The organism is Pseudomonas sp. RGB, from assembly GCF_007713445.1.
In the GTDB taxonomy this organism is placed as follows: Bacteria; Pseudomonadota; Gammaproteobacteria; order Pseudomonadales; family Pseudomonadaceae; genus Aquipseudomonas.
In genome coordinates, this window is the sequence record NZ_VMSH01000004.1 from 425,627 (window position 1) to 445,032 (window position 19,406).

The window sequence follows — 19,406 nt, forward strand, 5'->3', positions numbered from 1 at the left end:
AGGAGCATTGTGATGAGTACTGAAGACAAACGTATTCGCGAGTTGGCGCATCAGATCTGGGAATCCGAGGGCAAGCCCCACGGAGAGGACACCCGCCACTGGGAGATGGCGCGCAAACTGGCCGAAGCCGAAGCGCTGACGCCGAGCAAGCCCAAGGCCGCTGCCAAGCCGAAAACCGCGCCCAAGCCTGCGCCCAAAGCCAAGCCGCCAGCACCGGCGGCGAGCAAACCGGCGCCGCCTGTGGCGAAAAAGCCCGCAGCACCGAAAAAACCCAAGCCTTAAGCGTCACGACCTTACGGGCCTCCTCCCGGCGCTGCCGGCAGGAGGTTCCCTTTTGAATATCCACTGCGTCAGCTGAACGATCGCCAGCACGGTCGCGCTCGGCCCGAAAAAAGACCCTTGCAGGAGCAACTCAATGAGCAAACCAGATAAAAACCAACCGACGCCGGAAAACGAGCCGTCGCGGATTCGTGAAGGTTTGCCCTTCCCCCTCGGCGCCACCTGGGACGGCCTGGGCGTCAACTTTGCGCTGTTCTCGGCCAACGCCACCAAAGTTGAACTGTGCCTGTTTGACGACACCGGCGAAGTTGAGCTGGAACGTATCGAACTGCCCGAATACACCGACGAAACCTTCCACGGTTACCTGCCCGACGCCCACCCTGGGCTGATTTACGGCTACCGCGTATACGGTGCATACGACCCGGCCAATGGTCACCGCTTCAACCACAACAAATTGCTGATCGACCCCTATGCCAAACAGCTGGTGGGCGAACTCAAATGGTCCGAAGCGTTGTTCGGCTACACCATCGGCCACCCCGACGACGACCTCAGTTTCGACGAACGCGACAGCGCGCCCTTCGTGCCCAAGTGCAAGGTCATCGACCCGGCGCACACCTGGGGCAACGACCAGCCGGTGCGGGTGCCATGGGACCGCACGATCATTTATGAAACCCACCTGCGCGGCATCAGCATGCGCCATCCTTCGGTTGGCGAGTCGGTGCGCGGCACCTGCGCCGGGCTGATGGAAGATGATGTGCTCAAGCACATCCGCCAGCTGGGTGTGTCGTCGGTGGAATTGCTGCCCGTGCACGCATTCGTCAACGACCAGCACTTGCTGCAAAAAGGCATGACCAACTACTGGGGCTACAACAGCATCGCCTTCTTCGCCCCGGACCCGCGCTACCTGGCCAGCGGCAAGATCGCCGAGTTCAAGGAAATGGTCGCGCACCTGCACGAAGCCAAGCTGGAAGTGATCCTCGATGTGGTCTACAACCACACCGCCGAAGGCAACGAGCGTGGCCCGACCCTGTCCATGCGCGGCATCGACAACGCCTCCTACTATCGCCTGATGCCTGACGACAAGCGCTTCTACATCAACGATTCCGGCACCGGCAACACCCTGGACCTGAGCCACCCGTGCGTGCTGCAAATGGTCACCGATTCCTTGCGTTACTGGGCCACCGAGATGCACGTGGACGGTTTCCGCTTTGACCTGGCGACCATTCTGGGCCGTTACCGCGATGGCTTCGACGAACGCCACAGCTTCCTCGTGGCCTGCCGCCAGGACCCGGTGCTGCGCCAGGTGAAAATGATCGCCGAACCCTGGGACTGCGGCCCCGGTGGCTACCAAGTGGGCAAATTCCCACCGGGTTGGGTGGAATGGAACGACCGTTTCCGCGACACCGTGCGCGCGTTCTGGAAAGGCGACGACGGCCAGTTGGCAGACTTCGCTGCACGCATGACCGCGTCCGGCGAGATGTTCAACCAGCGTGGTCGACGTCCGTACAGCTCGGTCAACTTCATCACCGCCCACGATGGCTTCACCTTGCACGACCTGGTGTCGTACAACGACAAGCACAACGAAGCCAACGACGAAAACAACCAGGACGGCAGCAACAACAACCTGTCCTGGAACCATGGCGTCGAAGGGCCTACCGAAGACCCGGAAATCAACGCGCTGCGCCTGCGCCAGATGCGCAACTTTTTTGCCACCCTGCTCTTGGCCCAAGGCACACCGATGCTGGTCGCCGGTGACGAGTTCGCACGCACCCAGCACGGCAACAACAATGCCTACTGCCAGGACAGCGAGATCGGCTGGGTCAACTGGGAGCTGGACGACGACGGCAAAGCGCTGCTCAAGTTTGTGAAACGCCTGATCAAGCTGCGCCTGGCGTATCCGATCCTGCGCCGTGGACGCTTCCTGGTGGGTGACTACAACGAAGACATCGGGGTGAAGGATGTCACCTGGCTGGCGCCGGATGGCAACGAAATGACCACCGAACAGTGGCAAGACAGCCATGGCCGCTGCCTGGGCATGCTGATGGATGGCCGCGCCCAGGAAACCGGGATTCGCCGTCCGGGTGGCGATGCGACCTTGCTGCTGGTGGTCAACGCCCACCACGACATGGTCAATTTCCGCCTGCCACCGGTGCCGGAAGGCGAATTCTGGACCTGCATGCTCGACACCAATGAGCCGGCGGTGCGCGGCCAGGAGCGCTTTGATTTCGAGCACGAGTACGCGGTCACCGGCCGCTCGCTGTTGCTGTTTGAACTGCAGCACGACGAGGTGTGAAATGGCGTTGCATGGATTCCTTCAAAGCTACCGGGGCTATGCGGACACGCACGCTTTGGGCCAAGCCCTGAAGGCACTTCAGGAAGAAGGCCTGGACCAGCTGCCATTACCCGGCAGTGGCCAGACGCTGGAGCGATTCAGTCGTCTGGCCCAGGTGGCGGGCCACGATCTGCGCCTGTGCAAATTGTTCGAAGGCCACACCGATGCCTTGGCGATCATCGCCGAACTCGACAGCCCCCTGCCGCCTTTGGGCAGCTTGTGGGGCATGTGGGCCGCCGAACCGCCGACAGCCAAGGTGCGCGTGCACCGTGATGGCCATCGGTTGATCGTCGAGGGGCGCAAGGCCTGGTGTTCCGGGGCGGCGGTGGTCAGTCATGGCTTGCTGACCGCCTGGGACGACGAAGACCGTCAGCAACTGGTTGCCGTGGACATGGATCAGCCCGGCATTACCGTCACCAATGAAGGCTGGAACGCCGTGGGCATGGCCGCCACTGGCAGCGTCGAGATTGTGTTCGACGGGGCCAAGGGTATTGCCGTCGGCGGGCCGGGTGATTACCTGTCCCGCCCTGGCTTCTGGCAAGGCGGGATTGGCATTGCCGCCTGCTGGTACGGCGGCGCGCAACGCCTGGCCGAAGTGTTGCGCGAGCAATGCAGCAAGCGCCCCGAGCCCCATGCCCTCGCCCACTTGGGCGCAGTGGACAGCGTGCTCAACAGTGCGGCCTGTGTGTTGCGTGACAGTGCAGAACAGGTTGACCGCGCTCCGCGGGCGGATGCACGGCTGCTGGCGCAGCAGGTGCGTGCGTGCATCGAAGATACCGTCGAGCAGGTCATCCACCATGTGGGCCGCGCGGCAGGTGCCGGGCCTTATTGCAAGGATCCGCACTTTGCCCAGTTGATGGCCGACCTGCCGGTGTACGTGCGCCAGAGCCATGCGGAACGCGACCTGGCGGCGTTGGGCGAACAGGTGGCTGAGCAACCCACAGGGCGGTGGCAGTTATGAAACCCAATCCGATCGTAGGCCAGGGCACGCCACTGCATCAGTGGCAAGCCTCCTCGCACATTGCCGAGCTGCCGCACATCAGCGTCGAACAGTTGGTACCCGAAGGGCATCGTGCAGTCATCATTGCCCCGCATCCGGACGATGAAGTGCTCGGTTGCGGCGGCCTGCTGCAAGGCCTGGCGGCCATCGGCCGGCCGATTCAGCTGATTTCGGTGACCGATGGCAGCGCCAGCCATCCGGGCTCTCAGCGCTGGCCGGTGGAGCGCCTGAGTGTGGTGCGCCCGCAGGAATCAGCCCAAGCATTGCACCGCCTGGGTTTGCCGTTGCACAGCCTCAAATGGCTGCGCGCAGGGTTCAGCGACAGTCAGGTGGCGGCGCAGGAAGCACAGCTGAGCGCGTTCATCCAACGCTACCTCAAACCCACGGACGTGGTGTTCACCACGTGGCGCGAAGATGGGCATTGCGACCATGAGGCCGTCGGCCGCGCCAGTGCAAAGGCCGCGCATGCGGTCGGCGCGACCCTGTATGAATTGCCGGTATGGACCTGGCACTGGGCAACCCCCGAAGACAGCCAGGTGCCCTGGCACCGCGCGCGCAAAATCCCGCTGACGCCCGAAACGGTGGCGCGTAAGCGGCATGCCATCCACGCGTTTGCCAGCCAGCTGGAGGGCGACCCGCAGATCGGCCTGCCGCCTGTGCTTGCGCCTTATGTGGTGGAACGCCTGCTGCAGCCTTTTGAAGTGGTGTTTGTATGAGCGTGGCCACGCCGTATTTCGACCAACTGTTTGCCGGCAATGACGACCCTTGGGCATTTCGCCAACGCTGGTACGAGCAGCGCAAACGCGCGCTGACCCTGGCGGCGCTGACCCGCCCGCGTTATGCGTCGATATTCGAACCCGGTTGCGCCAACGGCGAGCTGAGCGCCGAACTGGCGCCGCGCTGTGACCGCCTGGTGTGTTGTGACACGGCCAGTGCCGCGGTGGCATTGGCGAAAACACGGTTGCTGGGGTTTCCTCATGCCGAGGTGCAGCAAAGTCGTTTGCCGGAACAGTGGCCGACCGGCTCGTTCGAACTGATCGTGTTGAGCGAGCTGTGCTACTACTTGGATGCCGATGATTTGCACCGCCTGGTCGACTGCGCCCTTGGCGCCTTGACCGAAGATGGGCAACTGCTGGCCTGTCACTGGCGCCCCCGCATTGAAGGGTGCCCGCAGACCGCTGAACAGGTGCATACCCTGCTGCAGCAACGGCTGGGTATGCCGCCGGTGGTGCAGCATCACGAAAGTGATTTCCTGCTCGACCTGTGGAGTCGCGACAGTACCTCGGTCGCGACTCTGGAGGGGCTGCGATGATCGGCGTTCTGATCCCGGTGCATAACGAAGAGGCGCTGCTGGGCGCATGCCTGAAGGCCGCCCTGGTTGCTGCCCGCCATCCGGGGCTGCTCGGCGAAGCGGTTCAGATCCTCACCGTGCTCGACAGCTGCAACGATGGCAGTGCGGCGATCGTGCAAGCCTATGCGGTGCACAGCCTGCACGTGCAGGCGCGCAATGTCGGGCAGGTGCGCGGTGTGGGTGCGCGGCACTTGCTGAATCAAGGTGCACGCTGGATTTCGTGCACGGACGCCGACAGCCGCGTCGCCCCTGACTGGCTGGTGGCGCAATTGGCGCTGGGTGTTGACGCGGTGTGCGGCACCGTGACCGTGGATGCCTGGAGTGAAGGCTTCGACCCCGCGGCGAAAATTCGCTACACCCAGGCCTACCAGGCCCGAGACGGCCATCGCCATGTTCACGGCGCCAATCTGGGCGTGAGTGCTGGCGCCTATGTGCAGGCCGGCGGGTTCGAGCCCCTGGCGTGCCACGAAGATGTGCAACTGGTGCGCAATCTGGAGCGTTGCGGCGCGTCCATCGCCTGGAGTCACAGGCCACAGGTGATTACCAGTGGCCGGCTCGACTGCCGCGCCCAAGGCGGGTTTGGTGACTATTTGAAGAGCCTCATGCAGGCCAGCTGAAAAAATCAACATTTCACGATGTAAAACCCATGAATCCTTGACTATGCTGATAGCGCCTTGCCGGTATTCCAGGGTTGGAGTACCGCGCATCACCGCAGCGGAGTCTGCGGCGAACAAAAAGAGCGTCGTCCCGTCAACGGGGTACGGCCCAGCATCAATTGACAAGGATGTGACACCCATGAAGCCTGCCTCCTTAAGCGAGGGCCGCCGCGGTCCCGCGCAAATCTGGAACAGCGCGCCACAGTTGGCGCAAATTCCCGCTATCCCTCCTTCTTCGCTGGTGCCGCCCGGTGCACGCGTGGTGGTGATTGCTCCGCACCCTGGCGATGAAGTGCTGGCGTGTGGAGGGCTGCTGCAACTGTTCAGTACTCTGGAGCACCCGCTGCTGCTGATCTCGATCACCGATGGCAGCGCCAGCCATCCGGGGTCTCACGCATGGCCGGCGAGCCGCCTGAGTGTGATTCGCCCCCAGGAAAGCGCCGAGGCGTTGCGCCGGTTGGGCATGCCGCTGCACAGCTTGAAGTGGATTCGCGGCGGTTTTCGTGACGACGCCCTGGCGAGCAGTGAACAGCCGATGAGCCAGTTCATTGCGCGTTACCTGCAGCCGGGCGACGTGGTGTTCACCACGTGGCGCAACGACGGCAATGACGATCACGACGCCGTCGGCCGTGCCAGCGCCAAGGCCTGCAGCCTGATCGGCGCGCGGCTTTATGAACTGCCCATCTGGGCCTGGCACAGTCCGGCGCGTGAAGCGGCGATGATGCCTTGGCAGCGGGCGCATAAGGTACGTCTGGACAGCTGGAGTGTCGCGCGCAAACTTCACGCCGCTCATGCCTACGCCAGCCAATTGGTCGGCGACCCCGCCATCGGGCTCGCGCCGATGCTCGCCCAGGAACTGCTGGAGCGCATGCGCGAGCCGTATGAGATCGTGTTCGCGTAGCGCGGGCGGTTATGTATCGCAGTGTGTATAGCAGGCGTGGCGATACACAGCGTTTAACCCGAGACCGTTCCTGAAACATGCGCGATACAGCGCAGCGGTCAACTGAGTGTCAGGCACCCATCAGCCGCAGGAGGCTCGCCTTGCACACTCTGTTGACCCGTCGCTCCAAACACCGTCCGCTTTTTCTGGCATTGGCCTTATTGCCATTCGGCGCCCTGGGCGTGGCGCACGCTGAAATGCCCGAGCCGCCAACGCCGGCCAGCCATGACCAGTCCGCCTTTGGCGCGCTCAAGCACGTCAAGGCCGGGGTGCTCGATGTGGCCTACGCCGACATTGGCCCGGCCAACGGCCAGGTGGTGATCCTGCTGCACGGCTGGCCCTACGACATCGACAGTTACGCCAATGTCGCGCCGTGGCTGGCGGCCAAAGGCTACCGCGTGTTGATCCCGTATGCCCGCGGCTATGGCGCCACGCGTTTCGTGTCGGATAAAACCCTGCGCAACGGTGAACCGGCGGCGTTGGCACAGGACGTGATCGACTTCATGGACGCGCTGAAGATCAAGCAGGCGGTGCTCGGTGGGTACGACTGGGGCGCGCGCTCGGCGGATATCGTCTCGGCGCTGTGGCCGGAGCGGGTCAAGGCATTGGTGTCTGTCAGCGGCTACCTGATCGGCAACCAGGCTGCCGGCAAGCAACCGCTGCCGCCCAAGGCGGAATTGCAGTGGTGGTACCAGTTCTACTTCGCCACCGAGCGCGGCGCCGCCGGCTACCAGAAGAACACCCACGAATTTGCCAGGCTGATCTGGCAAACCGCTTCGCCGAAGTGGGCCTTTGACGAGGCCACGTTCGCACGCAGCGCCAAAAGCCTGGATAACCCTGATCACGTCGCCATCACGGTTTTCAACTACCGTTGGCGCCTGGGTTTGGTGCAAGGCGAGGCGCAATACGACGCGCTGGAACAGCGGCTGGCCCAGTCGCCCACCATCGGCGTGCCGACCATCACCCTCGAAGGCGACGCCAATGGCGCACCGCACCCGCAACCCGAGGACTACGCCAAGCGCTTCACCGGCAAGTACCAATTTCGCCTGATCAATGGCGGAATCGGCCACAACCTGCCGCAGGAAGCACCGACAGCGTTCGCCAAGGCCGTGTTCGACGCCGATCACCTGTGACCTTATCGCGACGACCTGGCGCGGGTACCGACCTTGGGCGGGGCGTGTTTTTGCTGCTCAGCGCGCGGCTGTAGGGGAAAGGCACTCTCTGGCTTGAACAGTGTTGCCAATTGAATACGGTGGTCCGAATGGACTCGGGCCACCGTGTATTGATCAGGCCGGCACGCCGAGAATGATGTGCGAGGCCTTAATCACCGCTGTCGCGCTGACGCCTGGCGCCAAACCCAACTCCCCCACCGCGTCGCGGGTGACGATGGCCTAAACCTTCGAACCACCGGCCAATTCGAACACCACTTCGGCGTTCACCGCACCGTCGTCGACGCTCAGTACCGTGCCTTCCAGGCAGTTGCGCGTCAGTCATCAACATGACCCACGGCGCCTTGATCAGTGCCACGGCAACAACTCCAGTGTCCCGTCTGCCGGCATTCTGGGCCTGGTATTGACTACCTGTTGTCGCCCGAGCTGGCGACAAGCCCGCATCGACAATGTGAAAAATTTGTTAAGCATTTAACGTCAAAGGCTTTTTTGCTCGGATCCAATCTGACACACTGATGCGAATAATTATCATCATCTTTGTTATTCGCTAGGGACGGCGCTTTCGGGAGAGTCGGTTTCATGTCTGTGCAACAACACGGCAGTAAAGGTTTTTCACCCAACTTGATCGCGATGGCCATCTGTATTGCCAGCTCACAAGCGGCCTTCGCCGCCGATACGCAGCCGCCAGCCGACGTCGTCGAGTTGGGTGCAACTCAGATCAACACCGAGCAACAACTTGGTGCGACCACCGAAGGCAGCCCGTCCTACACCACCGGCTCGATGGCCACGGCAACCAAACTTCCACTGACGATGCGCGAAACCCCACAGGCCGTCACCGTCATCACGCGACAGCGTATGGATGACCAGGCGATGACCAGCATCAACGACGTGGTCAAGGCCACGCCCGGGTTGTTCCTGAATTTCTCCAGCGGCCCTGGCCGGCAGTCGTACACCTCGCGCGGTTTCGACATCGACAACCTGATGTATGACGGCATCCCCAGCGGCTACAACGGGGTCACGGTCGGCGCCCAGCCGAACCTGGCCATGTTCGACCGCGTCGAGGTAGTGCGCGGCGCAACAGGTCTGGTCACCGGTGCCGGCAACCCTTCAGCCGCCATCAACCTGATCCGCAAGCGACCGCTGGACGAGCAGAAAGTCACCCTCACCGGCGCCGCCGGCAGCTGGGACAATTACCGTGGCGAGCTGGACGCCTCCAGCCCACTCAACGACAGCGGTACATTGCGCGGCCGGGTGGTCACTTCTTACGGTGATGCCAACAGTTTCATCGATAAAGTCCAGGAAGATCACGGCCTGTTCTACGCCGTCACCGAAGCGGATTTGAGCGAAGACACCACCCTGACCCTGGGTTTCTCCAACCAGAAGGACAAGACCAACTACTTCTGGGGATCGGCGATGGTCGGTCAGGACGGCCATCATCTGGACCTGCCGCGCTCCTACAACCCCGGCACTCGCTGGGAGAACAAGGACCAGGAAATCAACACGGTGTTCGCCGAGCTGCGTCAGCGCCTGGCCAACGACTGGAGCCTTCAAGTCAACGCCAACTACGCCGAACAGAACGCGTTGTTTTCAGGCTCCTACCAGTCGCGCTGGGTCAACAACACCCCGGCTCGCACGGTTTACCAGGCGGCCTACGATGAAAACCAGGCCGGCATCGACGCCTTTGCCAGCGGCCCTTTCCAGGCGTTCGGGCGTACCCATGAACTGGTGGTGGGCGCCAGCAAGCGCATCTACGACCTGACCACCCACAGCTACAGCCCGTACGACACCAACTGGCCACTCACCGCCGGTAAGCCGGACTTTGTTCACACCGACAACCAGCGCGAAGTCACCACTCAGGATGGCGTCTACGTCACCACGCGCCTAAGCCTGGCCGACCCGTTGAAGCTGATCCTCGGCGGGCGCCTTGACTGGTATGACTATGACAACCGTGACGGCGACGGTGATTATCATGTCACCCGCAACCTCACCCGCTACGCAGGTTTGATCTATGAGCTGGACGACCATCACTCGGTCTACGTCAGCTACAGCGACATCTTCACGCCGCAAAGTGAAAAGGACACGTCCGGTAAGCCGGTCAAGCCGATTGTCGGCAAGAACTACGAGGTCGGCATCAAGGGCGAATACCTGGGCGGCGCGCTGAATGCGAGCCTGGCGCTGTTCCGCGTCGACCAGGAAAACCGGGCGGTGCAAGTGTTCGTGCCGAACTGCCCGCAGGCCTCCTGCAACGAAGCCTCCGGCGAAATTCGCAGCGAGGGTATCGACGTCGAACTGCAAGGCGCGTTAACCGAGAATTGGCAGGTTGGCGGTGGCTACACCTACGCCCGTACGCACACCATCAAGGACGAGGCCAACCCGCAGAAGGTCAACAAGCAGTACGACACCGACACGCCAGAACAGCTGTTCAAACTGACCACGCGCTACAACCTTCAGGGCCCGCTGGAAAAATTCCGCGTGGGCGGCAACGTCTCCTGGCAGAGCCGCATGTACAACGACCTTGACCTCGCGGATGGCAGTAAATACCGGCTCAAACAGGGCAGCTATGCGGTCACCGACCTGATGGCCGGCTACCAGGTCAACCAGCACCTGGACCTGCAGCTCAACGCCAACAACATCTTCGACCGTCGCTACTACTCGACCATCGCCAACTCGGTGAGCTACGGCGGTGACGCGTACGGCAACCCACGCAACATGATGCTGACCGCCAAGTACACCTTCTGATCGTCATCGCCTCGGCTATCCGTTCGGGTAGCCGTTCTTAAAGTCCCGTTCAAGGATGCCGATAACGTTCTGGCATCCCTGAATCAAAAAGCACACGAATACCTGCTTCACTCCACCGGCGGCCCGTCGTGGCACGCCGCATGCTTGCCTATTACCCGCCGAACACATGGAGTAAGAGTGAATGCCCACCCGCCCGCGTTTTCTAGAGCACTACCGCAAGGCCGATCGCATCATGCTGGCGTTGGTCTGGCTGATGTTTCTGTTCTCACTCGGGCTGGCGTTCTGGCACGACACCTGGCTTCAGGCATTGACCGTGGGCGCAGGCACCAGTGTGGTGCTGACGGTGCTCTATCGCGCTTTCGGCGGAACACGTTTGATGCGCTGCCTGCTGGGCGCCGGCTTGATGGTAATGGCCGCCCTGCACATCAACCAGGCGCAAGGCGTGATCGAATCACACTTCGGCATTTTCGCGTTGCTGGCGGTGCTGACGTTCTACCGCGACTGGCTGCCGATCCTGGTCGCGGCGGCAACGATCGCCGTGCATCACGTGGTCTTCCATGCCTTGCAACATCAAGGCTTCCCGGTGTTTGTGATGGAACACCACGGCGGCTGGAGCATGGTGTTCGTCCACGCGTTTTACGTGGTGATGGAGACCGTCGCCCTGCTCTACCTGGCCATTCACAGCCAGCGTGAGGCGGTCGAAAGCCAGGAAATGCTCGAGAAAATGCTCGCCGTGACCACCCAGCTCACCGTCGAAACCGCCCAGGGTGAAGGCAAAGTGCACGTTTCCCTGGCCAAGCGCTTCGACCACTTCCTGCAGCAAATCACCCACCTGATCGACGGCGTGACCCGCGACTCCCAGGGCCTTGGCCAACTCGGCCAGGAACTGGCCAGTGCCAGCGGCACCCTGGAAAAAGGCGCACGCCATCAGTTGGCAGAAATCACCCAGATGACCGGCTCGATGCAGCGCATGGAAGACGCCATGGGCCACATCACCGTGCACGTTGAACAGGCTGTCGAGCACGCCGGCCAAGCCAGCCAACAAATCGTGCGCGGCCAGGAAAGCGTCGGCCGCGCCCAGCATGAAATCAGCCAACTGGCTTCACGCATTCACGGCACCCACTCCACCGTGCAAGACCTCGCGGCGCAGGCCGAGCAGATCGGCTCGGTGCTCGAAGTGATCAGCAGCATCGCCAACCAGACCAACCTGCTCGCGCTCAACGCCGCCATCGAAGCCGCGCGCGCCGGCGAGCAAGGCCGAGGGTTTGCCGTGGTCGCCGATGAAGTGCGCAGCCTGGCCCAGCGCACGGCGGTGTCCACCCAGGAAATCAAACAGATCATCGAAGGCTTGCAACACGGCAGCCGTCAGGCCGTCGAGGCAATGCATGACAGCCAGCAAGGCGTAGAGCGTTGCGTACAAGACAGCCAGTTGGCGGTACAGATGCTGCAAGCGGTAGGCGCCGATATCGCGCGCATCGACGCACTGAATGGGCGAATTGTGAGCACCACGCGCGAGCAGTCCACGGCCAACCTGGAGATTGTCGGGCGCTTGCAAGCGGTGCAGAGCATTGCGCAAAGCACCGCGGATGATGTGGAGACGCTGGCGCGCAGCAGTGAACGGTTACCGCCGATTGCGGTACGCCTGGATGCCTTGGGGCGCAGGTTTCATCAATGAAGTCATGAGTCTCGGGACAATGAGGAGGTGATCTGAGCAATCGCCCCCTGATCCGCCTCGTGCAGCGTGCGGTACTGATTGACGACTTCGGTTTCTTCCACCGTGAGGTCATCCGCGCTCATGTGCGAACGCTCCCCGCTCAGCACATACAGCACATCGACCCCTCTGCGACGGATCGCCATCAGATAGTCCGATTTGGGCAGCCTCTCGCCCCTTTCATAGTGGCCCTGTGCGTTTCCGGCCACACCCCCTATCACACCAAAATCGTGCTGGGAGAGTAAAAGCCTTTTGCGCTCTTCCTTTAAGCGCCCGCCTAAACTGCTGTCCATGTTGAATGCCTGCCATGAGGGTATAAACCACCATACGCCTATACACCTCAAAGAAGGTCACTCATTTGAGTTGACCTTTCAGGGCATAGTCCGGCAGGTCAGTGAGGTGACGCCCACCGCGGCGCACATTTGGGCACGCCTTGCGCTGGAGCCACGTAGGGCCGCATCAGGGTTTCATAGGCGGCGAACGCTTGGGGGTGATCTACATGGCGCCCCAGCTCGCCGGCCAACACATACGCCCCTCACAGGCCCAGGCTGGTGCCCATGCCACTGATGGGCGAGGCGCAATAGGCTGCGTCGCCAGCACGGCGTTCAACCCAGTGAGCATTGGCGCAATGTGCTGATATACCAGGGCCACCGAGGCGGGAACCGGACACACCATCAAGCTGGCGCTCACGAATCACATGGCCGGCACGCTCCAGGCGGTCGAGACCTGGGGGGATGCCCGCGGTCGTCACCGATAGGCGCGAGGCAAGTTCGGTCGGTGGCGACGGGCCGTCCGTGATCAAGTGCTCCAGCGCCGCCATGTCGGTCTGGTTGATGGACAAGGCATCGGCAAGATGGCTGGCGGCTTTGCGGGTCAGGATGGCGATCTGTTGCAGCTGCTGCGCGACGGCATCGCTGGCGATCTGCAGGCCGCGTGGGTCGTGGTCTGGGGCGGGAACAGATGCGGGTGGCTTCATGCGTTTGGCTGCTCTGGATCTTAAGGTGACGACCACGCCAACATATAGCTAACTTGCTTAGCTATCTTCCTTGCGTGTCGAACGGCCACGGTAAGGCAGGCGAAATCCCTCACGTTTTACTAGCCTGAGTTCAGGCGAGCCCCCCCCCTCGCTTACAGGGCACCAAAGGGAGGTTGCAGCATGACCGACGAGACAAGCACCAATGGGCCGGCGTCGTACTTCCCCGCCATCGAAAAAAAGTATGGGCAGCCCATCAGCCATTGGCTGGAGCTGCTCAAAACCGTCAATGCCCAGAAGCATTTGGAAAGGGTCGCCCGGCTTAAAACCGAGCACCGCATGGGCCATGGCCACGCCAATGCGCTGGTGGCGTATTACGCGGCGATGGAAAAAAGCGACTGAGCCGCCGTCCTACCCTTCAAGGCTGCGCTTGAGTCGCTTCAGGTCACGGTTGACGATCAGCTTGTGCACCTGACCGACCGGCACCATATAAAAGCGGCCAAAGGCGTTATGGGTGATTACTGATGAGGTGATCGTGAACATACGATCGCTGATCGACAGGCAGATCATCACATCCAGATGCCGGTCGCGCTCGGTCAGTACCAGCACGTTGGGAGCGCTGTGCTCCACCAAAAAGAAGTCCAGCCGCTCGCCGACCTGCACATGCTCTCGCCGCGTGCCGGAAAACCCGCCAATACGTTTCACCCCAAACAACGCGCAAATGGCATCCCTGATCCGAAACGCCATGTGCAGGAATGGACCCGGTTCGGCCGTCATGATATTCCAGGCTTCAAGTGCGGTGACATCTACCGGCAGCAGGATCGACCTGCGATCGTAATAATCCAGGTCGCCCGGCAGGCGCAGCGTGTGAACAACATCGGTGGTCGCCAAACATTCTCTCCTTGAAAGGTGGGCACTGTTGAATGCCCTCAGCCGCAAGCATTACCGCTATTCGTCGAGAACATTGACGCACCAGGCTGTGGCTTAAAAGGCAGGGCGCTGCCTGCCGGGCAGAGGTTATTTTGCGCGTCAGTTCAAGTAAAGCGCGAAATGACCTTGAAGAAGGTGAGCGCAAGAATGAGCGACTGTCGCCTTCCTGAGCTGGCAGCACCTGCCGGATGTTGGCTGGATAACGTTGTCTTTTACACCACTTCCACCAACTCGAATTCTTCTGCCACAAGCTCCATCGCCTCGTCGAACGAGCCCTCCCGATGAAAAAAATCTTTATGGCCCTGCGCCCAGTACCTGAGGCTGAGATCCCCTTCGCCTTCCTTTCTTGCAAACGCTTCATTCACGTCGCAGTAACGAATGATACGCAGCGAAACAAGCCTAATGACACATACCGGCTCGCCCCGACTGTTGAGGATGATGCTGTAACCGCCAATCGCTGACGATTCATCTTGATGGTTGAATGATGAAAGTGAGCAACATGACGCTGTTTTAATGCTGTTAGCGACAAGTCCAGCCAGCTCATCTGCCATGTCTGGAGTATCCCCAAATGCCCATGCACTGGCTTTCGGGTACCTGATCTTCAAATCGTCAATCATGCGCATCACTCAATCCGTTTAAACCTTATCGTTGACTGCAGCGTCAGCACCCATTCGCGAATGATTAGCCCGGCACCTTCAATCAAGTTGACCGCCGCCGGTAATGGCGCGACCCACTCAGCAGGCCTCGCCATACCTGACGGTTCTAATTTCCGTGATAGACCGGCAACCGCCCTTGAGCCTCCGCGTTGCGCCCCTCCTGGAAGTCATTTGACTTATACAGCGTTGAGCGTTGCGCATCTAATGCGGACAGGGCGTCGGCTTGCACCGGGTCGATGACGCGATGCGCAGAGGCCAGCGATGCCTTGATCCCCAAAGGGCCATTGGCGGCGATCCTGTTTGCCAACTCGATCGCTTTGTCGAGGGCTGACTGCCGATCGGGGATCTCCTGCACAGTACCCATGCGATAGGCTTCACGGGCGGTCCAATGATCGCCTGTCAGCATGTAGCGCATGGCGTTGGCCCAGCCGGCTTCGCGCACGAATCGTACTGTCGATCCGCCGCCCGGGAAACGACCATGCGTGTTTTCATCCTGCCCGAAGTTAGTGTTGTTCGCCGCAACTCGTATGTCGGCGACAAGAAACAGCTCATGCGCCATGTTCCACGTGTCGCCGTGGACCGCCACGATCAGAGGTTTGGTGAGATAGGGCATTTTCTTGCCGAGCGGGTCGATCAGCCCCGCACCGAGCGTCGGTTCGCCCGAGCTGGCAACGGCCTTGAAGCCCTCAACGTCAAGGCCCTGCGAGAAGTTGTCACCGTGGCCGAACAACACAGCGGCGCACAGTGAAGGGTCATGGTCGTAGTCGTAATACGCCTTGGCGAGGGCCAGGTACGCTTGCGGATCAAGCCTGTTCTGAATATAGGGTCGGGAATCAAGCTGAGCTCACGCAACCCTGATGATGCGCAATATGAATTATTCTGACGGGCAGCTTTTGGCCAGAAGCGGACGCTCTCCAGTGTCTACTTAATCAGCGGTGATTCAGGGGCTGGGGGGGTATACATAGTTGATTGCCAAGCTAATCCCCAAGCTCGAATTGCTGAAACCCCACGCGCCTGACATAAACCCAAAAGTTATCCTTTGGCTCATATTGCTCCATGCAAACACTATGTTCCTGACACAGTTCATCTTCGTCGATCAGGATGCGATCCCAATCGAAGTCAGGGTTCTTGGAAATGGTATAGCTAGGGTAAGGTTTGTCGAGATCGAAGTGGATCGAATACACGAACAACGGAGATTCCCACGGCATGTGGGTTTCGTACAACCGCATCAGTTCGGGCATCTGTGCTTTACAGTGCTGTTCGGCAAACGTCAGTGCCTGGGGCAAATCATCCCACGTAGCCTTGACCGCGCGTTGCGCAGCGGCGAGCCTGGCGTAAGGTGGCTCGTCATTGTGGTGCTGGACGTAAATCAATCGGCTGCCGAACTGGAATTCGCATTGCCAGACACCCGAGGGAGCACGCCAGTGGCCAAGCATGGATTCGGTCAGTAGATTGATGTCCATATCGGTACCACACAGATGGAAAGGTGCTCAGTTTACCCTCTCAAATATCAGCCTGGGAATGCATAGGCGTTTGGGCTATTTGTCCGACATCCACGGGATCTGACCGGCAGCTTTGGGTCGAAAGCGCCCATTCTGCGGCTGAGAATCAAGCTGGCCAGCAGCAACCCAAAGGCTATCTTGATCTTCAAGGCCTTCCTGCCGCAGTTCGTGGTGCCGGGCCAGCCGATCACGCCACAATTTGCGCTGCTGGGCGCGATGTTCCTGGTGCTGGAATGGATCGCCATCAGCGCCTATGCCTATATGGGCCTGCACATGCGCCGCTGGTTTGCCGAGCCGCGCGGTAAACGAATTTTCAATCGATGCTGCGCGGGGTTGTTGTCGGCAGCGGCAACGGTGCTGTTGATGGCGCGTCGCGCTTGAGGTCGCTGCGAAACAGCGAGTGATGCCATCGCTCGCAAGCGCCGCTACACTGCCCACCTGCACCTCACGAATGGATTCGACATTGCGCCGCTTCGCCCTACCCCTCGCTTTACTGTGCTTTGGCCTGCTGGCCTATTGCTTGGTCGCCTTGGCGATCAGTCTGTGGCGCAGCCCCCACAGCCCCACACTGTTGATTGGCGCCTTCTACGACGAAGGCATCATCGTCGATAAAAACCCGGTCAAGGCCGCAGAGTGGTATTTGCGCGCGGCGGAAAAAGGCGAGACCTTCGCACAGTTCAAAACCGGCTTTTTTTACTTTTTCGGGCGCGGTGTGGCCGTTGATCACCGCAAGGGCCTGGAGTGGATCACGCTATCAGCCGAGAAAGGCAACTCTGAAGCCCAGTTTTTTTTGGGGGATGCAAACTATGGCGGCGTGGAAATGCCGCGCGATAGCGCTCAAGCCGCGGTGTGGTATCGCAAGGCTGCGCAGCAAGGTCATGCCCGCGCCCAGCAACGGCTTGCCGACGCCTATTTCAGAGGCATTGGCGTTGAGCAAAGCGACCGCAAGGCATTCTTCTGGGCGCGCAAAGCCAGTGCGCGAGGCGATGCTGAGGGCCAAACGCTGTTGGCGACCTTTTATTTTACGGGCGTAGGCACGCCGAAAAACCCTCAGCAAGGCATCCAGCTGCTGACCCAGGCCGCCCACTCAGGCAATAGCGAAGCGTACGAATGGCTCGGGATGGCCAACCTGAATGGCATCGGCACTCCCAAAGACGTACCCGCCGCCATTGGGTGGTATACCCGCGCTGGCGACGCGGGCCGGGCCAAAGCGCAGTACGTGCTTGGTTATCTGTACAGCAGCAGCGGTGCAGTGCCGGCAGACTATCCAACGGCGAACCGATGGCTGCTCAAGGCCGCGACACAAGGGTACGCTGTCGCGACGGCGACCCTCGCCATGCATGTGGATATGGGAAAGGGCTTTGAACCTAACAAGCTCAAGGCATGCGGCCTCGTGCGCGTGGCGCTGAATCAAAAGCTGTCCGAGTACGAGGACTATTTACGCGGCCAGCTTGAGCGTGAGGAAAAAGCCTTGTCTGCAGAACAACTGGCCGACGTCGCGGCGCTGGAAGCCCTCTATTCAACCCCGCAAGGGCTTGGGCAATTGCTGGGTGATATAACCAGCGCGCCGTAGGCACACACACGGGCAAAGTCGATGAGTGCTTTTCAAGAAGGAGAACACGCCATGACCCGAAACCAGCTCGCCGACCTTTACCGAGGGTATATCGACTGCCTCAACCGCCAGGGCTGGGAGCGCCTCGGCGATTTCGTGCACCCGCAGGTGACCTACAACGCCACCCCCGTCGGCCTTGCCGGCTACCGCGCGATGCTGGAGCGGGACTTTCGCGAGATCCCCGACCTGGTGTTCCGCATCCAACTGCTGGTCGCGGATCCGCCCACCGTCGCCAGCCGGTTGAACTTCCACGTCACGCCCAAAGGTGAATTTTTCGGCTTGCCGATCAACGGCAAGACGGTGACCTTCGATGAGAACGTATTCTACGAATTCGTCGACGGGAAGATCGCGCACGTGTGGTCCGTGATCGATAAGGCGGCGATCAAACAACAGCTTTAATGGATGGAGCCGCTTGTGGAGAACCCGCTTTTCACCTTTACCACCCAACCCTACCCACCGCGCCAACGCTTTGAAGTGTGGCGTGAGGAAGTGAATGCGATCTTCGATATCACCATCTGCGAGCCTGAATCCGCCGCCTTCAATTACCGCCTGGCCACCGGTTACCTGGGTTCGTTATTGATGGGCTGCGGTGCCTGGGACGGTGCCGGGGAGCCTGTGCCGTATCGGGTCAAGCGTTCCACACAAATGATTCGCCGTGACAGCCTCGACCACTACTACCTCTGCCTGGGCCTGACTCACACGATTAATGGCACCGCAGGCCGCACCACGCTGGCGGCGGGTAACGCGCAGATCTACATGCTGGACCTGGCCCGTGAACTCGATTGCCTGATCACGGCTGGCGATACCGTGATTCTCACTATTCCTCGCGACTTGCTGGCGCAAAGCCTCGGCTACAAAGACGTGCATGGCCAGGTGCTGCAGGGCGGCTTGAGCGAGCTGCTCGCAGACCATATGCGCGCGTTGCAACAGCGCCTGCCGCGCCTGACACCCGATGAAATTCCGCACGCCCAACAGGCGACGCTGGCCATGGTATCGGCAGCTTTGGCGCCGACAGTGGCCAACCTGCAAACCGCCGAGCAAGCGATCGACCACACCCTGTTCAACCGCGCCCGGCGCTTGATTGAACAGCACCTGCGCAGCCCGGAATTGTCCCCGGTTTTCCTGTGCAAACACTTGGGTATTTCGCGGGCGCAACTGTATCGGGTGTTCAGCCAGGAATCCGGCGTGGCGGCATATATCCAGCAGCGCCGGTTGAACCGCGCGCGGGTGATTATCCAGAGTGATACCGGCGCGCGGCAGCGGGTGTCGGGGCTCGCCTTCCAGTTCGGCTTCAAGAGCGATGCGCACTTCAGCCGCACCTTCAAGCAAGCCTTTGGCTATTCGCCGCGCGAGGCCCGGGAGTTGAGCGCCGCTGCCCAGGCGCCGGAGCGCGTGAGCCGCCACACCGGGTTCTCGTTACGCAACATCCTGGGGCAGATGAACGCGGTCTGAGACACCCAGGCAAGTCATTGAGACGCGCAGACAGGAACATTTTTTCCGCGTGTTTTTCACCGTTTTATCATTGGCCGACGTTCCAGAGCCCTGACTAAACGGAG

Annotated in this window: 20 protein-coding genes and 2 pseudogenes; 15 read left to right on the plus strand and 7 right to left on the minus strand. The window is 60.9% G+C overall.

Going from position 1 to position 19,406, the window contains the following annotated elements; all coding sequences use genetic code 11:
- Window positions 1-12: 12 nt before the first annotated feature.
- The 8 genes from FPT15_RS11665 (at window position 13) to FPT15_RS11700 (ending at window position 7,691) form a co-directional block, all read left to right on the plus strand.
- Window positions 13-282 (plus strand): DUF2934 domain-containing protein, encoded by a 270-nt coding sequence (locus FPT15_RS11665; protein WP_145161048.1) that lies wholly within the window; start codon window positions 13-15, stop codon window positions 280-282.
- A 133-nt stretch (window positions 283-415) separates the two neighbouring features.
- Window positions 416-2,572 carry a glycogen debranching protein GlgX gene (glgX, locus tag FPT15_RS11670; protein ID WP_145161049.1) on the plus strand — a complete coding sequence of 719 codons (2,157 nt, stop codon included), beginning with the start codon at window positions 416-418 and terminating at the stop codon, window positions 2,570-2,572.
- 1 nt (window position 2,573) lies between these two features.
- Entirely contained in the window at window positions 2,574-3,572 is a 999-nt protein-coding gene (locus FPT15_RS11675) for an acyl-CoA dehydrogenase family protein (RefSeq protein WP_145161050.1), read from the plus strand.
- A complete protein-coding gene (locus tag FPT15_RS11680; RefSeq protein WP_145161052.1) occupies window positions 3,569-4,327 on the plus strand; it encodes a PIG-L deacetylase family protein in 759 nt (252 codons plus the stop codon). Before FPT15_RS11675 ends, FPT15_RS11680 begins: the two co-directional genes overlap by 4 nt.
- Window positions 4,324-4,923: an SAM-dependent methyltransferase gene (locus FPT15_RS11685; RefSeq protein ID WP_145161054.1), complete on the plus strand. Its 600-nt coding sequence runs from the start codon at window positions 4,324-4,326 to the stop codon at window positions 4,921-4,923. The genes FPT15_RS11680 and FPT15_RS11685 overlap by 4 nt, the downstream gene beginning before the upstream one ends.
- Window positions 4,920-5,579: a glycosyltransferase family 2 protein gene (locus FPT15_RS11690; protein ID WP_145161056.1), complete on the plus strand. Its 660-nt coding sequence runs from the start codon at window positions 4,920-4,922 to the stop codon at window positions 5,577-5,579. Before FPT15_RS11685 ends, FPT15_RS11690 begins: the two co-directional genes overlap by 4 nt.
- Window positions 5,580-5,757: 178 nt before the next feature.
- The gene (locus FPT15_RS11695; RefSeq protein WP_145161058.1) at window positions 5,758-6,519 is read left to right on the plus strand and encodes a PIG-L deacetylase family protein; all 762 of its coding nucleotides are present in this window, start codon (window positions 5,758-5,760) and stop codon (window positions 6,517-6,519) included.
- A 140-nt stretch (window positions 6,520-6,659) separates the two neighbouring features.
- The gene (locus FPT15_RS11700; RefSeq protein WP_372241465.1) at window positions 6,660-7,691 is read left to right on the plus strand and encodes an alpha/beta fold hydrolase; all 1,032 of its coding nucleotides are present in this window, start codon (window positions 6,660-6,662) and stop codon (window positions 7,689-7,691) included.
- Between the two features lie 153 nt (window positions 7,692-7,844).
- On the opposite strand, the pseudogene FPT15_RS11705 reads toward FPT15_RS11700, so the two are convergent.
- A pseudogene (locus FPT15_RS11705) lies at window positions 7,845-8,097 on the minus strand (molybdopterin-binding protein); the annotation flags it as partial.
- 209 nt (window positions 8,098-8,306) lie between these two features.
- Here FPT15_RS11705 and FPT15_RS11710 point away from each other — a divergent pair.
- Together FPT15_RS11710 and FPT15_RS30250 are read left to right on the plus strand one after the other, a co-directional pair.
- On the plus strand, window positions 8,307-10,466 hold the full coding sequence (locus tag FPT15_RS11710; protein WP_145161062.1) for a TonB-dependent siderophore receptor: 2,160 nt from the start codon (window positions 8,307-8,309) through the stop codon (window positions 10,464-10,466).
- A gap of 181 nt (window positions 10,467-10,647) precedes the next feature.
- Complete coding sequence (locus tag FPT15_RS30250; protein WP_145161064.1) at window positions 10,648-12,141, plus strand: methyl-accepting chemotaxis protein; 1,494 nt, start codon at window positions 10,648-10,650, stop codon at window positions 12,139-12,141.
- 2 nt (window positions 12,142-12,143) lie between these two features.
- Here FPT15_RS30250 and FPT15_RS11720 read toward each other — a convergent pair whose 3' ends face one another.
- Window positions 12,144-12,470, minus strand: coding sequence for a helix-turn-helix domain-containing protein (locus tag FPT15_RS11720; RefSeq protein WP_145161066.1), 327 nt, complete (start codon window positions 12,468-12,470; stop codon window positions 12,144-12,146).
- A gap of 242 nt (window positions 12,471-12,712) precedes the next feature.
- Window positions 12,713-13,153 carry a MarR family winged helix-turn-helix transcriptional regulator gene (locus FPT15_RS11730; protein ID WP_242198144.1) on the minus strand — a complete coding sequence of 147 codons (441 nt, stop codon included), beginning with the start codon at window positions 13,151-13,153 and terminating at the stop codon, window positions 12,713-12,715.
- 180 nt (window positions 13,154-13,333) lie between these two features.
- On the opposite strand from FPT15_RS11730, the gene FPT15_RS11735 reads away from it, so the two are divergent.
- Window positions 13,334-13,552 carry a DUF4287 domain-containing protein gene (locus FPT15_RS11735; RefSeq protein WP_145161068.1) on the plus strand — a complete coding sequence of 73 codons (219 nt, stop codon included), beginning with the start codon at window positions 13,334-13,336 and terminating at the stop codon, window positions 13,550-13,552.
- A gap of 9 nt (window positions 13,553-13,561) precedes the next feature.
- Here FPT15_RS11735 and FPT15_RS11740 read toward each other — a convergent pair whose 3' ends face one another.
- The 4 genes from FPT15_RS11740 to FPT15_RS11755 all read right to left on the minus strand — a co-directional run bounded on the left by FPT15_RS11740 (window position 13,562) and on the right by FPT15_RS11755 (window position 16,199).
- Window positions 13,562-14,041: a DUF2867 domain-containing protein gene (locus FPT15_RS11740; protein ID WP_145161070.1), complete on the minus strand. Its 480-nt coding sequence runs from the start codon at window positions 14,039-14,041 to the stop codon at window positions 13,562-13,564.
- Window positions 14,042-14,292: 251 nt separating this feature from the next.
- Window positions 14,293-14,697: an ASCH domain-containing protein gene (locus tag FPT15_RS11745; protein WP_218570660.1), complete on the minus strand. Its 405-nt coding sequence runs from the start codon at window positions 14,695-14,697 to the stop codon at window positions 14,293-14,295.
- Window positions 14,698-14,842: 145 nt separating this feature from the next.
- Window positions 14,843-15,556 carry an enoyl-CoA hydratase-related protein gene (locus FPT15_RS11750; RefSeq protein ID WP_145161074.1) on the minus strand — a complete coding sequence of 238 codons (714 nt, stop codon included), beginning with the start codon at window positions 15,554-15,556 and terminating at the stop codon, window positions 14,843-14,845.
- Between the two features lie 157 nt (window positions 15,557-15,713).
- Window positions 15,714-16,199 carry a hypothetical protein gene (locus FPT15_RS11755; protein ID WP_017475282.1) on the minus strand — a complete coding sequence of 162 codons (486 nt, stop codon included), beginning with the start codon at window positions 16,197-16,199 and terminating at the stop codon, window positions 15,714-15,716.
- Window positions 16,200-16,352: 153 nt separating this feature from the next.
- Between FPT15_RS11755 and FPT15_RS11760 the strand changes: the two are divergent.
- The 4 genes and pseudogenes from FPT15_RS11760 to FPT15_RS11775 form a co-directional block, all read left to right on the plus strand.
- Window positions 16,353-16,619: pseudogene (locus FPT15_RS11760) on the plus strand (LysE family translocator); the annotation flags it as partial.
- Between the two features lie 70 nt (window positions 16,620-16,689).
- Window positions 16,690-17,811 (plus strand): SEL1-like repeat protein, encoded by a 1,122-nt coding sequence (locus FPT15_RS11765; protein ID WP_145161076.1) that lies wholly within the window; start codon window positions 16,690-16,692, stop codon window positions 17,809-17,811.
- A 51-nt stretch (window positions 17,812-17,862) separates the two neighbouring features.
- Window positions 17,863-18,249 (plus strand): ester cyclase, encoded by a 387-nt coding sequence (locus tag FPT15_RS11770; RefSeq protein WP_145161078.1) that lies wholly within the window; start codon window positions 17,863-17,865, stop codon window positions 18,247-18,249.
- 15 nt (window positions 18,250-18,264) lie between these two features.
- Window positions 18,265-19,302, plus strand: coding sequence for a helix-turn-helix domain-containing protein (locus FPT15_RS11775; RefSeq protein ID WP_256676427.1), 1,038 nt, complete (start codon window positions 18,265-18,267; stop codon window positions 19,300-19,302).
- The last annotated feature ends 104 nt before the right edge of the window (window positions 19,303-19,406 follow it).